At 67.9% G+C, this 17,781-nt stretch carries 21 protein-coding genes; all 21 read right to left on the bottom strand.

What is annotated here, in order from left to right; genetic code table 11:
* Positions 1–137: 137 nt before the first annotated feature.
* Positions 138–323, bottom strand: a complete 186-nt coding sequence (locus HNR61_RS29725) for a type Z 30S ribosomal protein S14 (RefSeq protein WP_018657585.1) — start codon at positions 321–323, stop codon at positions 138–140.
* A 5-nt stretch (positions 324–328) separates the two neighbouring features.
* A complete protein-coding gene (gene rplE / locus HNR61_RS29720; protein ID WP_067822850.1) occupies positions 329–904 on the bottom strand; it encodes a 50S ribosomal protein L5 in 576 nt (191 codons plus the stop codon).
* Positions 905–906: 2 nt separating this feature from the next.
* On the bottom strand, positions 907–1,215 hold the full coding sequence (gene rplX / locus HNR61_RS29715) for a 50S ribosomal protein L24 (protein ID WP_067822853.1): 309 nt from the start codon (positions 1,213–1,215) through the stop codon (positions 907–909).
* Positions 1,215–1,583, bottom strand: coding sequence for a 50S ribosomal protein L14 (gene rplN / locus HNR61_RS29710; RefSeq protein ID WP_021596728.1), 369 nt, complete (start codon positions 1,581–1,583; stop codon positions 1,215–1,217). The genes rplX and rplN overlap by 1 nt, the downstream gene beginning before the upstream one ends.
* A gap of 73 nt (positions 1,584–1,656) precedes the next feature.
* Entirely contained in the window at positions 1,657–1,926 is a 270-nt protein-coding gene (gene rpsQ, locus HNR61_RS29705) for a 30S ribosomal protein S17 (RefSeq protein WP_067822855.1), read from the bottom strand.
* Positions 1,919–2,167, bottom strand: coding sequence for a 50S ribosomal protein L29 (gene rpmC, locus HNR61_RS29700; RefSeq protein ID WP_067822858.1), 249 nt, complete (start codon positions 2,165–2,167; stop codon positions 1,919–1,921). Before rpmC ends, rpsQ begins: the two co-directional genes overlap by 8 nt.
* Positions 2,167–2,586 carry a 50S ribosomal protein L16 gene (rplP, locus tag HNR61_RS29695; RefSeq protein ID WP_067822861.1) on the bottom strand — a complete coding sequence of 140 codons (420 nt, stop codon included), beginning with the start codon at positions 2,584–2,586 and terminating at the stop codon, positions 2,167–2,169. The genes rpmC and rplP overlap by 1 nt, the downstream gene beginning before the upstream one ends.
* A 5-nt stretch (positions 2,587–2,591) precedes the next feature.
* Entirely contained in the window at positions 2,592–3,455 is an 864-nt protein-coding gene (gene rpsC, locus HNR61_RS29690) for a 30S ribosomal protein S3 (RefSeq protein WP_182846491.1), read from the bottom strand.
* Positions 3,455–3,832, bottom strand: a complete 378-nt coding sequence (gene rplV, locus HNR61_RS29685; protein ID WP_067822867.1) for a 50S ribosomal protein L22 — start codon at positions 3,830–3,832, stop codon at positions 3,455–3,457. Before rplV ends, rpsC begins: the two co-directional genes overlap by 1 nt.
* Positions 3,833–3,867: 35 nt before the next feature.
* Positions 3,868–4,149, bottom strand: coding sequence for a 30S ribosomal protein S19 (gene rpsS / locus HNR61_RS29680; RefSeq protein ID WP_067822870.1), 282 nt, complete (start codon positions 4,147–4,149; stop codon positions 3,868–3,870).
* A gap of 12 nt (positions 4,150–4,161) precedes the next feature.
* A complete protein-coding gene (rplB, locus tag HNR61_RS29675) occupies positions 4,162–4,995 on the bottom strand; it encodes a 50S ribosomal protein L2 (protein WP_067822873.1) in 834 nt (277 codons plus the stop codon).
* 45 nt (positions 4,996–5,040) lie between these two features.
* Positions 5,041–5,340: a 50S ribosomal protein L23 gene (gene rplW / locus HNR61_RS29670; RefSeq protein WP_067822876.1), complete on the bottom strand. Its 300-nt coding sequence runs from the start codon at positions 5,338–5,340 to the stop codon at positions 5,041–5,043.
* A 12-nt stretch (positions 5,341–5,352) separates the two neighbouring features.
* Positions 5,353–5,955 carry a 50S ribosomal protein L4 gene (rplD, locus tag HNR61_RS29665; RefSeq protein WP_067822878.1) on the bottom strand — a complete coding sequence of 201 codons (603 nt, stop codon included), beginning with the start codon at positions 5,953–5,955 and terminating at the stop codon, positions 5,353–5,355.
* On the bottom strand, positions 5,952–6,602 hold the full coding sequence (gene rplC, locus HNR61_RS29660; protein ID WP_067822881.1) for a 50S ribosomal protein L3: 651 nt from the start codon (positions 6,600–6,602) through the stop codon (positions 5,952–5,954). Before rplC ends, rplD begins: the two co-directional genes overlap by 4 nt.
* Before the next feature lie 15 nt (positions 6,603–6,617).
* Positions 6,618–6,926 (bottom strand): 30S ribosomal protein S10, encoded by a 309-nt coding sequence (rpsJ, locus tag HNR61_RS29655; RefSeq protein WP_018657599.1) that lies wholly within the window; start codon positions 6,924–6,926, stop codon positions 6,618–6,620.
* Positions 6,927–7,037: 111 nt separating this feature from the next.
* Positions 7,038–8,231, bottom strand: coding sequence for an elongation factor Tu (gene tuf / locus HNR61_RS29650; RefSeq protein ID WP_067832650.1), 1,194 nt, complete (start codon positions 8,229–8,231; stop codon positions 7,038–7,040).
* A gap of 79 nt (positions 8,232–8,310) precedes the next feature.
* The gene (gene fusA, locus HNR61_RS29645; RefSeq protein ID WP_067832647.1) at positions 8,311–10,422 is read right to left on the bottom strand and encodes an elongation factor G; all 2,112 of its coding nucleotides are present in this window, start codon (positions 10,420–10,422) and stop codon (positions 8,311–8,313) included.
* Between the two features lie 42 nt (positions 10,423–10,464).
* Positions 10,465–10,935: a 30S ribosomal protein S7 gene (gene rpsG / locus HNR61_RS29640; protein ID WP_067832644.1), complete on the bottom strand. Its 471-nt coding sequence runs from the start codon at positions 10,933–10,935 to the stop codon at positions 10,465–10,467.
* Positions 10,935–11,306 carry a 30S ribosomal protein S12 gene (gene rpsL, locus HNR61_RS29635; RefSeq protein ID WP_067832642.1) on the bottom strand — a complete coding sequence of 124 codons (372 nt, stop codon included), beginning with the start codon at positions 11,304–11,306 and terminating at the stop codon, positions 10,935–10,937. The genes rpsG and rpsL overlap by 1 nt, the downstream gene beginning before the upstream one ends.
* 496 nt (positions 11,307–11,802) lie before the next feature.
* Positions 11,803–13,347, bottom strand: a complete 1,545-nt coding sequence (locus HNR61_RS29630; protein ID WP_182846490.1) for a hypothetical protein — start codon at positions 13,345–13,347, stop codon at positions 11,803–11,805.
* 385 nt (positions 13,348–13,732) lie between these two features.
* The gene (locus HNR61_RS29625; RefSeq protein ID WP_182846489.1) at positions 13,733–17,635 is read right to left on the bottom strand and encodes a DNA-directed RNA polymerase subunit beta'; all 3,903 of its coding nucleotides are present in this window, start codon (positions 17,633–17,635) and stop codon (positions 13,733–13,735) included.
* Between the last annotated feature and the right edge of the window lie 146 nt (positions 17,636–17,781).

Below are 17,781 nucleotides of genomic sequence, written 5' to 3'. Positions count from 1 at the left end.
TCCCTCGCCACGGTTTCCTTGTCGGACCTTTGGCGTGGTCATGGGCACCTTCGTCAGGTGCCCGGTGGTTATTACACAGGCTGCAAAGGGCGGCCCCCCTGGCCGTTCAGCACGGTTCGGGGGGCCGAACACGCCCTTTACCAGCTGGACTTGGTGATGCCGGGCAGCTCGCCCCGGTGCGCCATCTCGCGGAAGCAGACACGGCACAGGCCGAACTTCCGGTAGACGGAGCGGGGACGCCCGCAGCGCGAGCAACGAGTGTACGCGCGCACGCCGAACTTGGGCTTGCGGGCCGCCTTGGCGATCAGGGACTTCTTCGCCATTTCGCTCAGTTCTCCTTGAACGGGAAGCCCAGGAGCTTCAGCAGCGCCCGGCCCTCATCGTCGGTCTTGGCCGTGGTGACCAGGGTGATGTCCATGCCACGCACGCGGTCGATCTTGTCGGGGTCGACCTCGTGGAACATGACCTGCTCGGTCAGACCGAAGGTGTAGTTCCCGTTGCCGTCGAACTGCTTCGGCGACAGGCCGCGGAAGTCACGGATGCGGGGAAGGGCCGTGGACAGCAGACGGTCCAGGAACTCCCACATCCGGTCGCCGCGCAGCGTCACGTGGGCGCCGATCGGCATGCCCTCGCGCAGCTTGAACTGGGCGATCGACTTCTTGGCGCGGTTCACGGCCGGCTTCTGGCCGGTGATCGCGGTCAGGTCGCGGACGGCGCCCTCGATGAGCTTGGCGTCCTTGGCGGCGTCGCCGACACCCATGTTGACCACGATCTTGGTCAGACCGGGAACCAGCATCACGTTGGAGTAGCCGAACTGCTCCTGCATCGCCTTCACGATTTCCTCGCGGTAGCGAAGCTTCAGGCGCGGCTGCGGGACGGGGCGCTCGGTAACGGTCTCGGTCATCGTCAGATCTCCTTGCCGGAACGGCGGGAGACGCGGACCTTGGTGCCGTCCTCGTCGACGCGGTAGCCCGCGCGGACCGGCTTGCCGTCCTCGACCAGGGCGACGTTGCTGACGTGCAGCGGCGCCTCGACCTTGACCTGGCCGCTCTCCTTGCCGGCCCGTGCGGCGTCGGCCTTGATGTTCTTGGTGATGATGTTGACGCCCTCGACGACAACGCGCTCGGAGCGCGGGTCGACGCGCAGCACCCTGCCCGTCGCGCCCTTGTCCTTGCCGGCGATGACGATGACCTCGTCACCCTTCTTGATCTTCATCACAGCACCTCCGGCGCGAGCGAGATGATGCGCATGAACTTCTTCTCGCGCAGTTCACGGCCCACGGGGCCGAAGATTCGGGTGCCGCGGGGGTCTCCGCCGTCCTTGATCAGGACGGCCGCGTTCTCGTCGAAGCGGATGTAGGAGCCGTCCGGACGCCGGCGCTCCTTGCGGGTGCGCACGACGACCGCCTTGACGACGTCACCCTTCTTAACGCCAGCGCCGGGAAGGGCGTCCTTCACCGTCGCGACGATGATGTCGCCGACTCCCGCGTAGCGCCGACCCGAGCCGCCGAGAACCCGGATGCAAAGGATCTCCTTCGCACCCGTGTTGTCGGCGACCTTGAGTCGCGACTCCTGCTGGATCACGTCAACTCCTGTTCGTCACACCGGTTCTGGGCCTTCGGTTCATCGATTGGGCCCAGCCTGGCGGAACCAGTAATTACTTGGCCTTCTCAAGGATCTCCACCACGCGCCAGCGCTTGTTCGCTGACAGCGGGCGGGTCTCCATGAGACGGACGCGGTCGCCGACGCCACACTCGTTGGCCTCGTCGTGCGCCTTGTACTTGGTGGTCCGGCGGATCACCTTGTGGTACTTCGCGTGCTTGACCCGGTCCTCGACGGACACGACCACGGTCTTGTCCATCTTGTCGCTGACCACCAGGCCCTCGAGGACCTTGCGGGTGCTCCGCTTCTCGGTCTGCTCAGCCATTGTCCTTGCCCTCCGCGGCGTCCTCGGCGACCGTGACGATGCCGAGCTCGCGCTCACGCATCACGGTGTAGATGCGAGCGATCTCGCGCTTCACGGTGCGCAGCCGCCCGTGGCTCTCCAGCTGGCCGGTAGCGGCCTGGAAGCGGAGGTTGAACAGCTCCTCCTTGGCTTCCTTCAGCTTGGTGACCAGGACGTCCTCAGGCTCGGTCCGCAGCTCGTCGGCGGTAAGACCCTTGGCCATCAGGACTCACCCGCCTCTCGCTTCACGATCTTGCACTTCATCGGCAGCTTGTGGATCGCGCGGGTGAGCGCCTCCCGAGCGATCTGCTCGTTCGGGTAGGAGATCTCGAACATCACGCGGCCCGGCTTCACGTTGGCCACCCACCACTCGACCGAACCCTTACCGGAACCCATGCGGGTCTCGGCGGGCTTCTTGGTCAGCGGGCGGTCCGGGAAGATGTTGATCCAGACCTTGCCGCCACGCTTGATGTGGCGGGTCATGGCGATACGAGCCGCCTCGATCTGGCGGTTGGTCACGTAGGCGCCCTCGACGGCCTGGATGCCGTACTCACCGAAGGTAACCTTCGTGCCGCCCTTGGCCATTCCCCGGCGCTTCGGGTGGTGCTGCTTGCGGTGCTTGACCTTACGAGGGATCAGCATCGGTTTCAGCTCCCCTCACCAGTCGGAGCAGCCTCAGCGGCGGGGGCCGGCTGCTCGGTGTTCTGCTGCTGCTTGGGCGCGCCCTCGCCGCCGCGCTCACCGCCGCGACCGCCACGACCGCCGCGGCCACCGCCACGACGCTCGCCGCCGCCGCCACCGCGGCGCTCGCCGCCGCGACGCTCACCACCGCGACCGCCACCGGCGGCGCGCTGCTGGGCGGCCTGGGCCTCACGCTCGGCGCGGGTCTGCGCGGCGTCGCCCTTGTAGATCCACACCTTGACGCCGATGCGGCCGAAGGTCGTACGGGCCTCGTAGAACCCGTAGTCGATGTCGGCGCGCAGCGTGTGCAGCGGGACCTGGCCCTCGCGGTAGAACTCGGACCGGGACATCTCGGCGCCGCCCAGACGACCGGAGCACTGGACCTTGATGCCCTTGGCGCCGGACTTCATGGCGGACTGGATGGCCTTGCGCATGGCGCGACGGAACGCGACACGGCTGGACAGCTGCTCGGCCACGGCCTGAGCGACCAGCTGGGCGTCGACCTCGGGGTTCTTGACCTCGAGGATGTTCAGCCGGACCTGCTTGCCGGTCAGCTTCTCCAGGTCGCCCCGGAGACGCTCGGCCTCGGCGCCACGGCGGCCGATCACGATGCCCGGACGCGCGGTGTGGATGTTCACCTCGACGCGGTCACGGGTGCGCTCGATGGCCACCTTGGAGATGCCCGCCCGGTCCATGCCCTTCTGCAGCATGCGCCGGATCTGGACGTCTTCCTTGACGTAGTCCTTGTACAGCTTGTCGGCGAACCACACGGACTTGTGGTCGGTGGTGATGCCGAGCCGGAACCCGTGCGGGTTGATCTTCTGACCCACTACCGGGCCCTCCTCGTCTTCTTACCGCCGGCCGCCGACGCCTCGTCCCGCGACTCAACGACCACCGTGATGTGGCTGGTGCGCTTGTTGATGCGGTAAGCCCGGCCCTGGGCGCGGGGGCGGAAACGCTTGAGGGTCGGGCCCTCGTCCACCCACGCACGACTCACGACGAGCGTGTCCGAGTCGAGCTTGAAGTTGTGCTCGGCGTTGGCGATGGCACTCGCCAGCACCTTGCCCACCGGCTCACTCGCAGCCTGGGGGGCGAACCGCAGCACCGCCTGAGCCTCCGCGGCAGGCAGGCCGCGGATGAGGTCCACCACGCGGCGGGCCTTCCTGGGCGTGACGCGGATGAACCGCGCCTGGGCCCTGGCTTCCATCGCTGTTCCCTCTCTCCTACGATCTTTCTGCCTGCTCAGCCTCGGCGGCTGCGGCGGTCTTCCTTGACGTGGCTGCGGAACGTCCGCGTCGGCGCGAACTCGCCCAGCTTGTGGCCCACCATGGCGTCGGTGATGAACACCGGCACGTGCTTGCGGCCGTCGTGCACGGCGATCGTGTGACCGATCATGTCCGGCACGATCATGGAGCGCCGGGACCACGTCTTGATGACGTTCTTCGTCCCCTTGTCGTTCTGGACTTCCACCTTCTTCATCAGGTGGTCGTCCACGAAGGGGCCCTTCTTAAGGCTACGTGGCATGTCGGGCTACTCCTACCGCTTCTTCTTGCTGCGCCGACGGACGATCAGCCGGTCGCTGGCCTTGTTGGCCTGGCGGGTGCGGCCTTCCTTCTTGCCCTTGGGGTTGACCGGGTGGCGACCACCGGAGGTCTTGCCCTCACCACCACCGTGCGGGTGGTCGATCGGGTTCATGGCCACACCGCGGACGGTCGGGCGCTTGCCCTTCCAGCGCATACGGCCGGCCTTGCCCCAGTTGATGTTCGACTGCTCGGCGTTGCCGACCTCACCGACGGTGGCGCGGCAGCGGACGTCGACCATGCGCATCTCGCCGGAGGGCATACGCAGGGTGGCGTACTTGCCCTCCTTGGCCAGCAGCTGGACGCCGACACCGGCCGAACGGGCGATCTTCGCGCCGCCACCGGGCTTGAGCTCGATGGCGTGGACGACCGTACCGGTCGGGATGTTGCGCAGCGGCAGGCAGTTGCCCGGCTTGATGTCCGACCCGGGGCCGTTCTCGACGCGGTCGCCCTGCTTCAGGCCCTGCGGCGCGAGGATGTAGCGCTTCTCGCCGTCGGCGTAGTGCAGCAGCGCGATGCGCGCGGTGCGGTTCGGGTCGTACTCGATGTGCGCGACCTTGGCGGGGACCCCGTCCTTGTCGTGACGACGGAAGTCGATCACCCGGTAGGCGCGCTTGTGGCCGCCACCCTGGTGGCGGGTGGTGATCCGGCCGTGGTTGTTACGGCCGCCCTTCTTGGGGAGCGGACGCAGCAGCGACTTCTCCGGTTCGCGGCGCGTGATCTCGACGAAGTCGGCCACGCTGGACCCGCGACGACCGGGAGTCGTCGGCTTGTACTTACGGATGCCCATCTTTTTCGTTCATCCCTTTTCTGATCTCCGGGCGGGCCGGGCTATTTAGGCCGGGCCACCGAAGATGTCGATCCGCTCGCCCTCGGCCAGGCTGACGATGGCGCGCTTGGTGTCCTTGCGCTTGCCGTAGCCGAACCGGGTGCGCTTGCGCTTACCCTGCCGGTTGATCGTGTTGACGTTCGTCACCTTGACGCCGAACACGGCCTCGACGGCCTGCTTGATCTGCGTCTTGTTGGCGTCCGGACGGACCACGAACGTGTACTTGTTCTCGTCGAGAAGGCCGTAGCTCTTCTCCGAGACGACCGGCGCGATGATGATGTCACGGGGGTCGGCGATCTTGTTCATTCCGGACCCTCCTTACTTCTTCGCCGCGCGCGAGACGAACTCGTCGTAGGCCTTCTGCGTGAAGACCACGACGTCGTTCACCATCACGTCGTAGGTGTTGAGCTGGTCGGAGACGAGGATGTGCACGCTCGGCTCGTTGCGCAGGCTCTTCCAGGTGACCTCGTCCTCACGGTCGAGGACCACCAGGACGCGCCGGGCGTCGGTGACGCCACGCAGGTTCGCCAGAGCGGTCTTCGTCTTCGGGGCGTCGCCCTCGATGAGGTTGTCGACGATCACGACCCGGCCGAAGCGGGCGCGGTCGGACAGGGCGCCACGCAGGGCGGCGGCCTTCATCTTCTTGGGCGTCCGCTGCGAGTAGTCGCGCGGCTGCGGGCCGTGGACGGTGCCACCACCGGCGAACTGCGGCGCGCGGGTCGAACCCTGGCGCGCGCGGCCGGTGCCCTTCTGCCGGTACGGCTTCTTGCCACCACCGGAGACCTCGCCCCGGGTCTTGGTGGAGTGGGTGCCCTGACGAGCCGCGGCCAGCTGCGCCACCACGACCTGGTGGATCAGCGGGACGGAGGTCTTCGCGTCGAAGATCTCGGAGGGCAGGTCGATGTCGAGCTTGGTGGTCACTTGCCGGTCCCCTTCACTGCGTCGCGGACCAGGACCAGACCGCCGTTGGGGCCGGGAACCGCGCCCTTGATGAGGAGCAGGTTCTTCTCGGCGTCGATGGCGTGGATGGTCAGGTTCTGCACGGTGGTACGGGCGTTGCCGTGCCGTCCCGCCATGCGGAGGCCCTTGAACACGCGACCGGGGGTCGCGCAGCCGCCGATCGAGCCCGGCGAGCGGTGCTTGCGCTGGGTACCGTGCGAAGCGCCCAGACCACGGAAGCCGTGGCGCTTCATGACACCAGCGGTGCCCTTGCCCTTGGAGGTGCCGGTCACGTCGATCTTCTGGCCGGCCTCGAAGACGCCGGCGTTGATCTCCTGGCCGAGTTCGAACTCGGTGGTGTCGTCGACCCGCAGCTCCGCCAGGTAGCGGCGCGGCGTGACGCCGGCCTTGGCGAAGTGACCCGCGGAAGGCTTGTTCACCTTGCGGGGGTCGATCTGCCCGAACCCGATCTGAACGGCGGTGTATCCGTCGGTCTCCTGGGTGCGGAGCTGGGTCACGACACACGGCCCGGCCTGGACGACGGTCACCGGAACGATCCGGCCCTCATCGTCGAAGACCTGGGTCATGCCGAGCTTCTCGCCCAGGACGCCCTTCCTCTGCGTACTCATATCTGGGTGCGTCCCTTAGAGCTTGATCTCGATGTCAACGCCGGCCGGCAGGTCGAGTCGCATCAGCGAGTCGACGGTCTTGGGCGTCGGGTCGATGATGTCGATCAACCGCTTGTGCGTGCGCATCTCGAAGTGCTCGCGGCTGTCCTTGTACTTGTGCGGCGAGCGGATGACGCAGTACACGTTCTTCTCGGTCGGCAGCGGCACCGGGCCCGCGACCTTGGCGCCCGTCCGCGTCACCGTCTCAACGATCTTCTTCGCGGAGGTGTCGATGACCTCGTGGTCGTAGGCCTTGAGCCGGATGCGGATCTTCTGTCCCGCCATGGTGGCCTCGGTGTCCTTTACTGGTAGTGCCGCTGTTACTTCTGGACTTCGTGGTGCGGCGGGCCCGGCCGATCTTCCGGCGGCCGGGGCCCGCCGCATTGCACGAGGGTGTTACTTGAGGATCTTGGTGACGCGACCGGCGCCGACGGTCCGACCACCCTCACGGATGGCGAACTTCAGGCCCTCCTCCATGGCGACGGGCTGGATCAGCTCGACGCGCATCTCGGTGTTGTCGCCCGGCATGACCATCTCGACACCTTCGGGAAGGTGCACCACGCCGGTGACGTCCGTGGTCCGGAAGTAGAACTGCGGACGGTAGTTGTTGAAGAACGGGGTGTGGCGGCCACCCTCGTCCTTGGACAGGATGTAGACCTGCGCCTCGAACTCGGTGTGCGGGGTGTTGGTGCCCGGCTTGATGACACACTGGCCGCGCTCGACGTCCTCGCGCTTGATGCCGCGCAGCAGCAGACCGACGTTGTCACCGGCCTGGCCCTGGTCCAGCAGCTTGCGGAACATCTCGACACCGGTGACGGTGGTCTTCGAGTGCTCCTCGCGGATGCCGATGATCTCGACTTCCTCGTTGACGTTCACGACACCGCGCTCGATGCGGCCGGTCACCACGGTGCCGCGGCCGGTGATCGAGAAGACGTCCTCGATCGGCATCAGGAACGGCTTGTCGGTGTCACGCTGCGGCTCGGGGACGTTCTCGTCGACCGCGTTCATCAGCTCGAGGATGGACTCGGCCCACTTCTCGTCGCCCTGCAGGGCCTGGAAGGCGGACACGCGCACGACCGGGACGTCGTCGCCCGGGAACTCGTACTCGGACAGCAGCTCGCGGACCTCGAGCTCGACGAGCTCCAGGATCTCCTCGTCGTCCACCATGTCGCACTTGTTCAGCGCGACGACGATGTAGGGAACGCCGACCTGGCGGGCCAGGAGGACGTGCTCCTTGGTCTGCGGCATCGGGCCGTCGGTCGCGGCGACCACCAGGATCGCGCCGTCCATCTGGGCGGCACCGGTGATCATGTTCTTGATGTAGTCGGCGTGACCGGGGCAGTCGACGTGGGCGTAGTGGCGCGACTCGGTCTGGTACTCGACGTGCGCGATGGAGATGGTGATACCGCGCTCGCGCTCCTCCGGCGCCTTGTCGATGTCCTCGAACGGCGTGAAGGGGTTGATGTCCGGGTACTTGTCGTGCAGCACCTTGGTGATCGCCGCGGTAAGGGTGGTCTTACCGTGGTCGATGTGACCGATGGTGCCGATGTTCACGTGCGGCTTGGTCCGCTCGAACTTGGCCTTCGCCACTGTTGCTCCTTGTTGCGATCCTCGGCCGACTGGCGGCCGCTTCGATGTGCTGCCTGGTGATCTGTGACAGGCCGGGTACTTACTCGCCCCGCGCCTTGGAGATGATCTCCTGCGCGACGTTGTTGGGAACCTCGGCGTAGGAGTCGAACTGCATGGTGAAAACAGCCCGGCCCTGGGTCTTGCTGCGCAGATCACCCACGTAGCCGAACATCTCGGACAGGGGGACGAGAGCCTTGACGACCCGCATGCCGGCGCGCTCGTCCATCTGCTGGACCTGACCGCGGCGGCTGTTGATGTCTCCGATCACGTCGCCCATGTTCTCCTCGGGCGTGGTGACCTCGACCGCCATCATGGGCTCGAGGATGGTCGCCCCGGCCCTGCGGGCGGCCTCCTTGAACGCCATGGAACCGGCGACCTTGAACGCCATTTCCGAGGAGTCCACCTCGTGGTAGGCACCGTCCTGAAGGGTGACCTTCACGCCCACCATGGGGTAGCCGGCGAGAACACCGAACTCGGCGGCCTCCTGGCATCCCGCGTCCACCGAAGGGATGTACTCCCGCGGGATGCGGCCACCGGTGACCTTGTTCTCGAACTCGTAACCGTCGTTCCCCTCGCCCAGCGGCTCGAGGTCGATGATCACGCGGCCGAACTGGCCGGAGCCACCCGTCTGCTTCTTGTGGGTGTACTCGACCTTCTCGACCTTCTTGGTGATGGTCTCGCGGTAGGCCACCTGCGGCTTGCCGACGTTGGCGTCGACCTTGAACTCGCGCTTCATCCGGTCGACGAGGATCTCCAGGTGGAGCTCGCCCATACCGGAGATCACGGTCTGGCCGGTCTCCTCGTCGGTGCGCACCTGGAAGGAGGGGTCCTCCTCGGCCAGGCGCTGGATCGCGGTGCCCAGCTTCTGCTGGTCGGCCTTGGTCTTCGGCTCGATCGCGACGTGGATCACCGGCGCCGGGAAGTTCATCGACTCGAGGACGATGGGGTCCTTCTCGTCGCAGAGGGTCTCACCGGTGGTGGTCTGCTTCAGACCCATGACGGCGACGATGTCGCCGGCGCCCACGCGGTCGATCTCCTCACGCTTGTTGGCGTGCATCCGGTAGATCTTGCCGATCCGCTCCTTGCGCTCCTTGACGGAGTTCATCACGGTCGACCCGGACTCCAGAACGCCGGAGTAGACGCGCACGAAGGTCAGCTTGCCCAGGTGCGGGTCAGAGGCGATCTTGAAGGCCAGCGCGGAGAACGGCTCGTCCTCGCTCGGCTTGCGGACGAGCGCCTTCTCCTCGTCGCGGACGGCGTGGCCCTCGATGGCCTCGACGTCCAGCGGCGACGGCAGGTAGCGCACGATCGCGTCCAGCAGGGGCTGCACGCCCTTGTTCTTGAACGCGGTGCCGCACAGCACCGGAGTCAGGTTGCCGGCGATGGTGGCGCGACGGACCGCCGGGTAGATCTGCTCGATGGTGGGCTCGCCGCCCTCCAGGTAGATCTCCATGATCTCGTCGTCGCCCTCGGCGAGCGTCTCGATCAGGTTGTCGCGGCCCTCGCGGGCGGCCTCGACGTGCGTGTCGGGGATGTCGACGATGTCGTACATCTCACCGAGCTTGGCCTCTTCGTTCCAGACCAGGGCCTTCATGCGGACCAGGTCGATGACGCCCTTGAAGTCGGCCTCGGCACCGATCGGCAGCTGCATGACCAGCGGGGTGGCCTGCAGACGGTCCTTGATCATGTCGACGCAGCGGTGGAACTCCGCGCCGACACGGTCCAGCTTGTTGACGAAGCAGATGCGCGGCACGTTGTACCGGTCGGCCTGGCGCCACACGGTCTCGGACTGCGGCTCGACACCGGCCACACCGTCGAACACCGCGACGGCACCGTCCAGGACGCGCAGCGAGCGCTCCACCTCGACCGTGAAGTCGACGTGGCCCGGAGTGTCGATGATGTTGATGGTGTGCTTGACGTCCTCGACCGGCCAGGTGCAGGTGGTGGCCGCGGAGGTGATGGTGATCCCCCGCTCCTGCTCCTGCTCCATCCAGTCCATGGTGGCCGCGCCGTCGTGGACCTCGCCGATCTTGTAGCTCATCCCGGTGTAGTACAGGATGCGCTCGGTCGTCGTGGTCTTGCCCGCGTCGATGTGGGCCATGATGCCGATGTTGCGGACCTTGCTCAGGTCTACACCGGTTTTGGTAGCCACTGTGTCCTCGCGTCGTCTCGTCGTAAGTCAGGAACCGCCGGGTTACCAGCGGTAGTGGGCGAAAGCCTTGTTGGACTCCGCCATCTTGTGCGTGTCCTCGCGCTTCTTAACGGACGCACCGAGGCCGTTGGAGGCGTCGAGCAGCTCGTTCATCAGGCGCTCGGTCATGGTCTTCTCGCGACGCTGCCGGGCGTAGAGCACCAGCCAGCGCAGCGCGAGGGTGGTGGAGCGGGCCGGACGCACCTCGACCGGGACCTGGTAGGTCGCGCCACCGACACGGCGGCTGCGGACCTCCAGGGTCGGCTTGACGTTGTCCAGCGCGCGCTTCAGGGTGACGACCGGGTCGTTGCCGGTCTTCTCCCGGCAACCCTCCAGGGCGTCGTACACGATGGACTGCGCGATGGAGCGCTTGCCGTCCAGGAGCACCTTGTTGATCAGCGCGGTGACCAGCGGCGAGTTGTACACCGGGTCAGCGATGAGCTGGCGCTTGCCAGCCGGGCCCTTGCGCGGCATTACTTCTCCTTCTTCGCGCCGTAGCGGCTGCGCGCCTGCTTGCGGTTCCGCACACCCTGGGTGTCGAGCGAACCCCGGATGATCTTGTACCGAACGCCCGGGAGGTCCTTCACACGGCCGCCGCGCACGAGCACGATCGAGTGCTCCTGCAGGTTGTGCCCGACGCCGGGGATGTAGGCCGTGACCTCGATCCCGCTGGTCAGCCGGACACGAGCGACCTTGCGAAGCGCGGAGTTCGGCTTCTTGGGCGTCGTCGTGTAGACGCGCGTGCAGACACCCCGGCGCTGGGGGCTGCCCTTGAGCGCCGGCGTCTTGTTCTTGGTCACCTTGTCCTGGCGGCCCTTTCGGACCAGCTGCTGGATCGTGGGCACCGCGTCTCCGTCTTCCTCGTACCGAGCCGGTAAGTCTTGTTCTGCCTGGGCCTCACGGCGTGAGACCCGTCATCACCACCTCGTCTGAGGCTGTGACCTGCCGGTTTCCCGACCTCTCCGACCCACGCGGTCGGGCGTGTCGTCCTGTCGTGGACCTGACACGGACCGCCCGGCCCATGCAGGGCCGAATCAAGCCGGGGAGTAAGTTGCGGCGCCGGGCGTGGCCGTCAAATCGGCGTCCTGCCCACGCGCACGCAGAGCGGCCCGCATACTGCGGGCACGAGTAGAAAGGTTACCGACCGTCGCGCGAAAGGTCAAAGCGGAGCGTCCACTATCGCGTCGGGGCCCTCCGGCGCAAGCCGACGGGGCCCTGGCGAACCATCTTCACGCCACTCCCAACGGCCGGACGCCGACGGATGTTCCCGTCCGGAGACCGGAGAACCCGTCGGCGTCCCGTGATCACGCCCCGCCGGGCGGAAGATCTTTCGTTCCTTTGCTAGCCGAACGCCAGGAAGGCCACGACCAGGATCACCACGAGCGCGACGACCGCGGCGACGATCATGATGAGCTTCTTGTTGCCCTTGCCGCCGGACTCGCCGCCCTGGGCGGCGTTCTCGTACCCGGGGTAGGACTGCTGCCCGAACGCCTGCTGCTGGCCGAAGCCCTGCTGCTGTCCGTACTGGTCCTGCTGTCCGTACTGCGCCTGCGGGGGCTGCCCCTCGCCCTGGCCGTACTGCTGCTGCGCGCCCCACTGCTGCTGCTGTTGCTGCTGGTCGGGCTGCCCGTAGGGCTGCTGGCCGTACTGCTGCTGGCCGAACCCCTGCTGCTGTCCGTACTGGTCCTGCTGGCCGAAGCCCTGCTGCCCGTACTGCGCCTGCGGCGGCTGGCCCTCGCCCTGGCCGTACTGCTGCTGCGCGCCCCACTGCTGCTGGCCCACGTCCATGCGGGTCTGGTCGCCGAGGCCCTGCCCCTGCGCCTGGCCGCCCGGCTGGTGCGCCGACGGGTCGAACGCCTGCGTGGGCCGGGCGTCCTCACCCTGCTGCTCGGGCGCGCCGAACGGCGAGGGCTCGTCGCCCATCGGCGGCGGGGCGGGCTGGGCGCCGAAGCCCGACTCGGGCGGCGGGACCATCATGGTGCGCTCGTTGTCGCCACCCTGCTGGCCCTGCTGCCCCTGCTGGCCCTGCTGCTGGTGGTCGGCGTGCTCGCGCGCGGGACCGGAGGCGACGGGGATGTCGGTGCCCGGCGACCAGTGCCGCGTGGCCTCGTCGTCCACCACGGGCCGGGGCCGCTCGGGCTCCGCGCCCGGACCCGGAACGATCATCGTGCGCTCGTCGGACCCCTGCTGCGGCCCGCCCTCCGGCTGCGGCGCGTGCTGCTGGTGCTGGCCGGGCGGCTGCTGGAACGCGGGCGGGAACTGGTCCTGCTGCGGCGGCTGCTGCTGCCCGTAGCCCTGGCCGTAGGGGTCGGGCTGCCCGTAGCCCTGCTGGGCGTAGGGCTGCTGCGGGTACTGCGACTGCTCCGGCTGCCCGTAGGCGGGCTGCTGGCCGTACTGCTCGGGCTGCTGCCCGTACTGCTCATGCGGCTGTCCGGGCTGCTGGCCGTACTGCTGCCCGTGCTGCTGCCCGTACTGCTCGTGCGGCTGCCCGTAGGCGGGCGGCTGGGCGAACGGCGACTGCTCCGGCTGCGGCGGCGCGAACTGCTCGGCCGGCGGCGCGGGCGGCTGGTCCTGCTGCCCGGCGTACGGCGTCGGCTCGACGCGCGTCGCGGGCGGCGGCGCCTGGTGCTCCTGCTGGCCGCCGTAGGGGTCGTGCTGCGCGGGAGGCTGCTGGCCGCCGGGCTGCTGGCCCGGGTGCTGCGGCGGGGCGGGCGGCTGCTGGGCGCCGCCCAGCTGCGGCGCGCCGAACACCACGGTCCGGTCACCGGCCGGCCGCATCGGCCGCCCCGGCTGGTCCTGCTGCTCCGGCGCCGGACCCTCGGTGGCCTGTTCCTTGTCGTCGGGCTGCGGCCACTGCGGTCCCTGCGTGCCGTCGTGCTCGGTCATCGTCGGGCTCCTTCAGCGCCGTCGCCCCGGGCGTCCGCCCCGGGTCGTGCCTGTCTCTGCGCCCGGGGACGCGTGGCGCGTAACGCCGTCCCCAGGCCCTGTCACCGGTCTCCTCACCTGACGGACGCGACCGCCCGGCGGTTCCACCGGTCTACCAGCCTGCCCCGATAGCCGGTGGTATCGCAAATCACCACCTGCCGGCACGGAGCGGCCGACTCGCCCCATGATCTCGATCTTCTCCGTCCGGGTCCACCTTCCGCCCCACAAATCCTTGCTCTCCCCATGACGAACGCCACGTCCCGTTCCGGCCCCGGAACGCCGAAGACCCCCTCCGATCCCTCGGAGGGGGCCCTTCAGCCGGTCACGCGTCCCAGCGGGTCACGCGTCAGCGGTTGTACTGACCGAAGTCGTACTCCTCCAGCGGCACGGCCTCGCCGGACCCCTGGCCGAAGGAGTAGTCGGCGCCGTCGTCGTAGGAGCCGACCGAGTACACCGCGGCCTTCGCCTCCTCGGTGGGCTCGACCCGGACGTTGCGGTACTGCGGCATGCCGGTACCGGCCGGGATGAGCTTACCGATGATGACGTTCTCCTTGAGGCCCAGCAGCGGGTCGCTCTTGGCGTGCATGGCCGCCTCGGTGAGGACCCGGGTGGTCTCCTGGAAGGAGGCCGCCGACAGCCAGGACTCGGTCGCCAGCGACGCCTTGGTGATACCCATCAGCACCGGACGGCCGGCCGCGGGCTGACCGCCCTCGGCGACCACGGCGCGGTTGGTCTCCTCGAAGAGGGGACGCTCGACCAGGTCGCCGGGGAGCAGGTCGGTGTCGCCCGACTCCAGGATGTTCACCCGCTTGAGCATCTGGCGAACGATGATCTCGATGTGCTTGTCGTGGATCGACACACCCTGCGAGCGGTAGACCTCCTGGACCTCGTGGACCAGGTGCAGCTGCACGGCGCGGGGGCCGAGGATGCGCAGGACCTCGTGCGGGTTCTGGGCACCGAAGATCAGCTGCTGGCCGACCTCGACGTGCGCGCCCTCGCGGACGCCGTCCGCCAGCCGGGACCGCATCGGGACCTGGTAGGCGATCTCCTCGGAGCCGTCGTCCGGGACGATGACGACCTTGCGGGTCTTCTCCGTCTCGTCGATCTTGACGCGGCCGGCGACCTCGGAGATCGGGGCCACACCCTTGGGGATGCGGGCCTCGAACAGCTCCTGGACACGCGGCAGACCGTGGGTGATGTCACCACCCGCGACACCACCGGTGTGGAAGGTGCGCATGGTCAGCTGCGTACCGGGCTCACCGATGGACTGGGCGGCGATGATGCCGACGGCCTCGCCGACGTCCACGCGCTTGCCGGTGGCCAGCGAGCGGCCGTAGCAGGCGGCGCAGACACCGATCTTGGCCTCGCAGACCAGGGCGCTGCGGGTGCGGACCTTCTCCACCCCGGCCTCGACCAGCCGCGTGATCACCGAGTCGGACAGGTCGGTGCCGCCCGGGAAGATGACCGTGCCGTCGACCTCGACGTCCTCGGCGATGGTGCGGCCCACCAGGCTGGTCTCGCTGGTCGCCAGCTTGACCAGGGAGCCGTCGGCCTGCTTGGCCAGGGTGCCGTCGGGCAGCCGCTCGGCCACCTCGAACGGGATGGTGCGGTCGGTGCCGCAGTCCTCCTCGCGCACGATGACGTCCTGCGCGACGTCCACCAGACGACGGGTCAGGTAACCCGAGTCGGCGGTCCGCAGCGCGGTGTCGGCCAGACCCTTGCGGGCGCCGTGCGTCGAGATGAAGTACTCGACGACCGACAGGCCCTCGCGGAAGGACGACTTGATCGGACGCGGGATGGTCTCACCCTTCGGGTTCGACACCAGACCGCGCATACCGGCGATCTGCCGGAGCTGGAGCGGGTTACCGCGGGCGCCCGACTGGATCATCATCCAGATCGGGTTCTCCTTCGGGAACGCCTTCTCCATGTCCATCGCGACGTCCGCGGTGGCCTTGTTCCAGATCTCGATGAGCTCCTGCTTGCGCTCGTCATCGGTGATCAGACCGCGGTTGAACTCGCGCTGCACCTTGTCGGCGCGGGCCTCGTAGGAGAGCATGATCTCGCCCTTGTTGGGCGGGGTCACGACGTCCTCGATCGAGATGGTCACACCGGACCGGGTGGCCCAGTGGAAACCGGCGCTCTTGAGGGCGTCCAGCGCGTTGGCGACCTCGACCTTGGGGTAGGTCTCGGCCAGCTCGTTCACGATCGCCGAGAGCTGCTTCTTGCCGATCTCCGCGTCCACGAACGGGAAGTCCGCGGGCAGGGTCTCGTTGAACAGCGCCCGGCCGAGCGTGGTCTCCAGGCGGTACGGCTGGCCCGGCTCGTAGCCCTCGGGCGCCTGCCAGCCGCGCGGCGGCGGGACGTCCTTCAGGCGGAGCTGCACCTTGGCCTGGAGCGTCAGCTCGCCGCGGTCGTAGGCCATGATCGCCTCGGCGATCGAGCCGAACGCGCGGCCCTCGCCGGGAGCGCCCTCCTTCAGCGTGGTCAGCCAGTAGAGGCCGATCACCATGTCCTGGGTGGGCATGGTGACGGGCTTGCCGTCCGACGGCTTCAGGATGTTGTTGGTGGACAGCATCAGGATCCGGGCCTCGGCCTGGGCCTCGGCCGACAGCGGCAGGTGCACCGCCATCTGGTCGCCGTCGAAGTCCGCGTTGAACGCGGTGCAGACCAGCGGGTGGATCTGGATGGCCTTGCCCTCGACCAGCTGCGGCTCGAACGCCTGGATGCCCAGACGGTGCAGCGTGGGCGCGCGGTTGAGCAGCACCGGGTGCTCGGTGATGACCTCTTCCAGCACGTCCCACACGACCGGGCGGGCGCGCTCGACCATGCGCTTGGCGCTCTTGATGTTCTGCGCGTGGTTCAGGTCGACCAGGCGCTTCATCACGAACGGCTTGAACAGCTCCAGCGCCATCTGCTTGGGCAGACCGCACTGGTGCAGCTTCAGCTGCGGGCCGACGACGATGACCGAACGGCCGGAGTAGTCGACGCGCTTGCCCAGCAGGTTCTGGCGGAACCGGCCCTGCTTGCCCTTCAGCATGTCGCTGAGGGACTTCAGGGGGCGGTTGCCCGGACCGGTGACGGGACGGCCGCGACGGCCGTTGTCGAACAGGGCGTCCACGGCCTCCTGAAGCATGCGCTTCTCGTTGTTCACGATGATCTCGGGGGCGCCGAGGTCGAGGAGGCGCTTGAGCCGGTTGTTCCGGTTGATCACGCGGCGGTACAGGTCGTTCAGGTCGGAGGTCGCGAAGCGGCCACCGTCCAGCTGCACCATCGGACGCAGGTCCGGCGGGATCACCGGGATGCAGTCCAGCACCATGCCCAGCGGGCTGTTGCGGGTGTTGAGGAACGCCGAGACGACCTTGAGCCGCTTGAGGGCGCGGGCCTTCTTCTGGCCCTTGCCGGTGCGGATGATCTCGCGGAGCTTCTCGGCCTCGGCGTCGAGGTCGAAGTTCTGGAGCCGGGCCTGGATGGCCGCGGCGCCCATGCCGCCCTCGAAGTACTTGCCGAACCGGTCGCGCATCTCCCGGTACAGCAGCTCGTCGCCCTCCAGGTCCTGGACCTTGAGGTTCTTGAAACGGCTCCAGACCTCGTCGAGCCGGTCGAGCTCGCGCTGCGCGCGGTCGCGCAGCTGCTTCATCTCGCGCTCGGCACCGTCGCGGATCTTGCGCTTCTGGTCGGCCTTGGCCCCGGCCTCCTCCAGCTCGGCCAGGTCGGCCTCCAGCTTCTGCTGGCGCGCCTCGATCTGCGCGTCGCGGGCCTGCTCGATCTGCTGGCGCTCCACGGAGATGTGGGCCTCCAGCGTCGGCAGGTCGCGGTCGCGACGCTCGGCGTCCACGCTGGTGATCATGTAGGCCGCGAAGTAGATGATCTTTTCGAGATCCTTCGGGGCCAGGTCCAGCAGGTAGCCCAGGCGCGACGGAACGCCCTTGAAGTACCAGATGTGCGTGACCGGCGCGGCCAGCTCGATGTGGCCCATCCGCTCACGGCGCACCTTGGCGCGGGTCACCTCGACGCCGCAGCGCTCGCAGATGATGCCCTTGAACCGGACGCGCTTGTACTTACCGCAGTAGCACTCCCAGTCCCGGGTCGGGCCGAAGATCTTCTCGCAGAAGAGCCCGTCCTTCTCCGGCTTGAGGGTCCGGTAGTTGATCGTCTCCGGCTTCTTCACCTCGCCGTGCGACCACTGGCGGATGTCGTCGGCGGTCGCGAGGCCGATGCGAAGCTCGTCGAAGAAGTTGACGTCAAGCAACTTGTTTCCCCTTGAGTTGATCAGACCTCGTCGACGCTCATCGCGCCCTCATTGGGGCGGCGGGAGAGGTCGATGCCGAGCTCTTCCGCCGCGCGGAAGACGTCCTCGTCGGTGTCGCGCATCTCGATGGACATGCCGTCGCTGGA

This window comes from Actinomadura kijaniata, assembly GCF_014138665.1.
Classification (GTDB): domain Bacteria; phylum Actinomycetota; class Actinomycetes; order Streptosporangiales; family Streptosporangiaceae; genus Spirillospora; species Spirillospora kijaniata.
The sequence above is the reverse complement of the archived record's forward strand: the minus strand, read 5'-3'. Positions and strand labels throughout refer to the sequence as shown.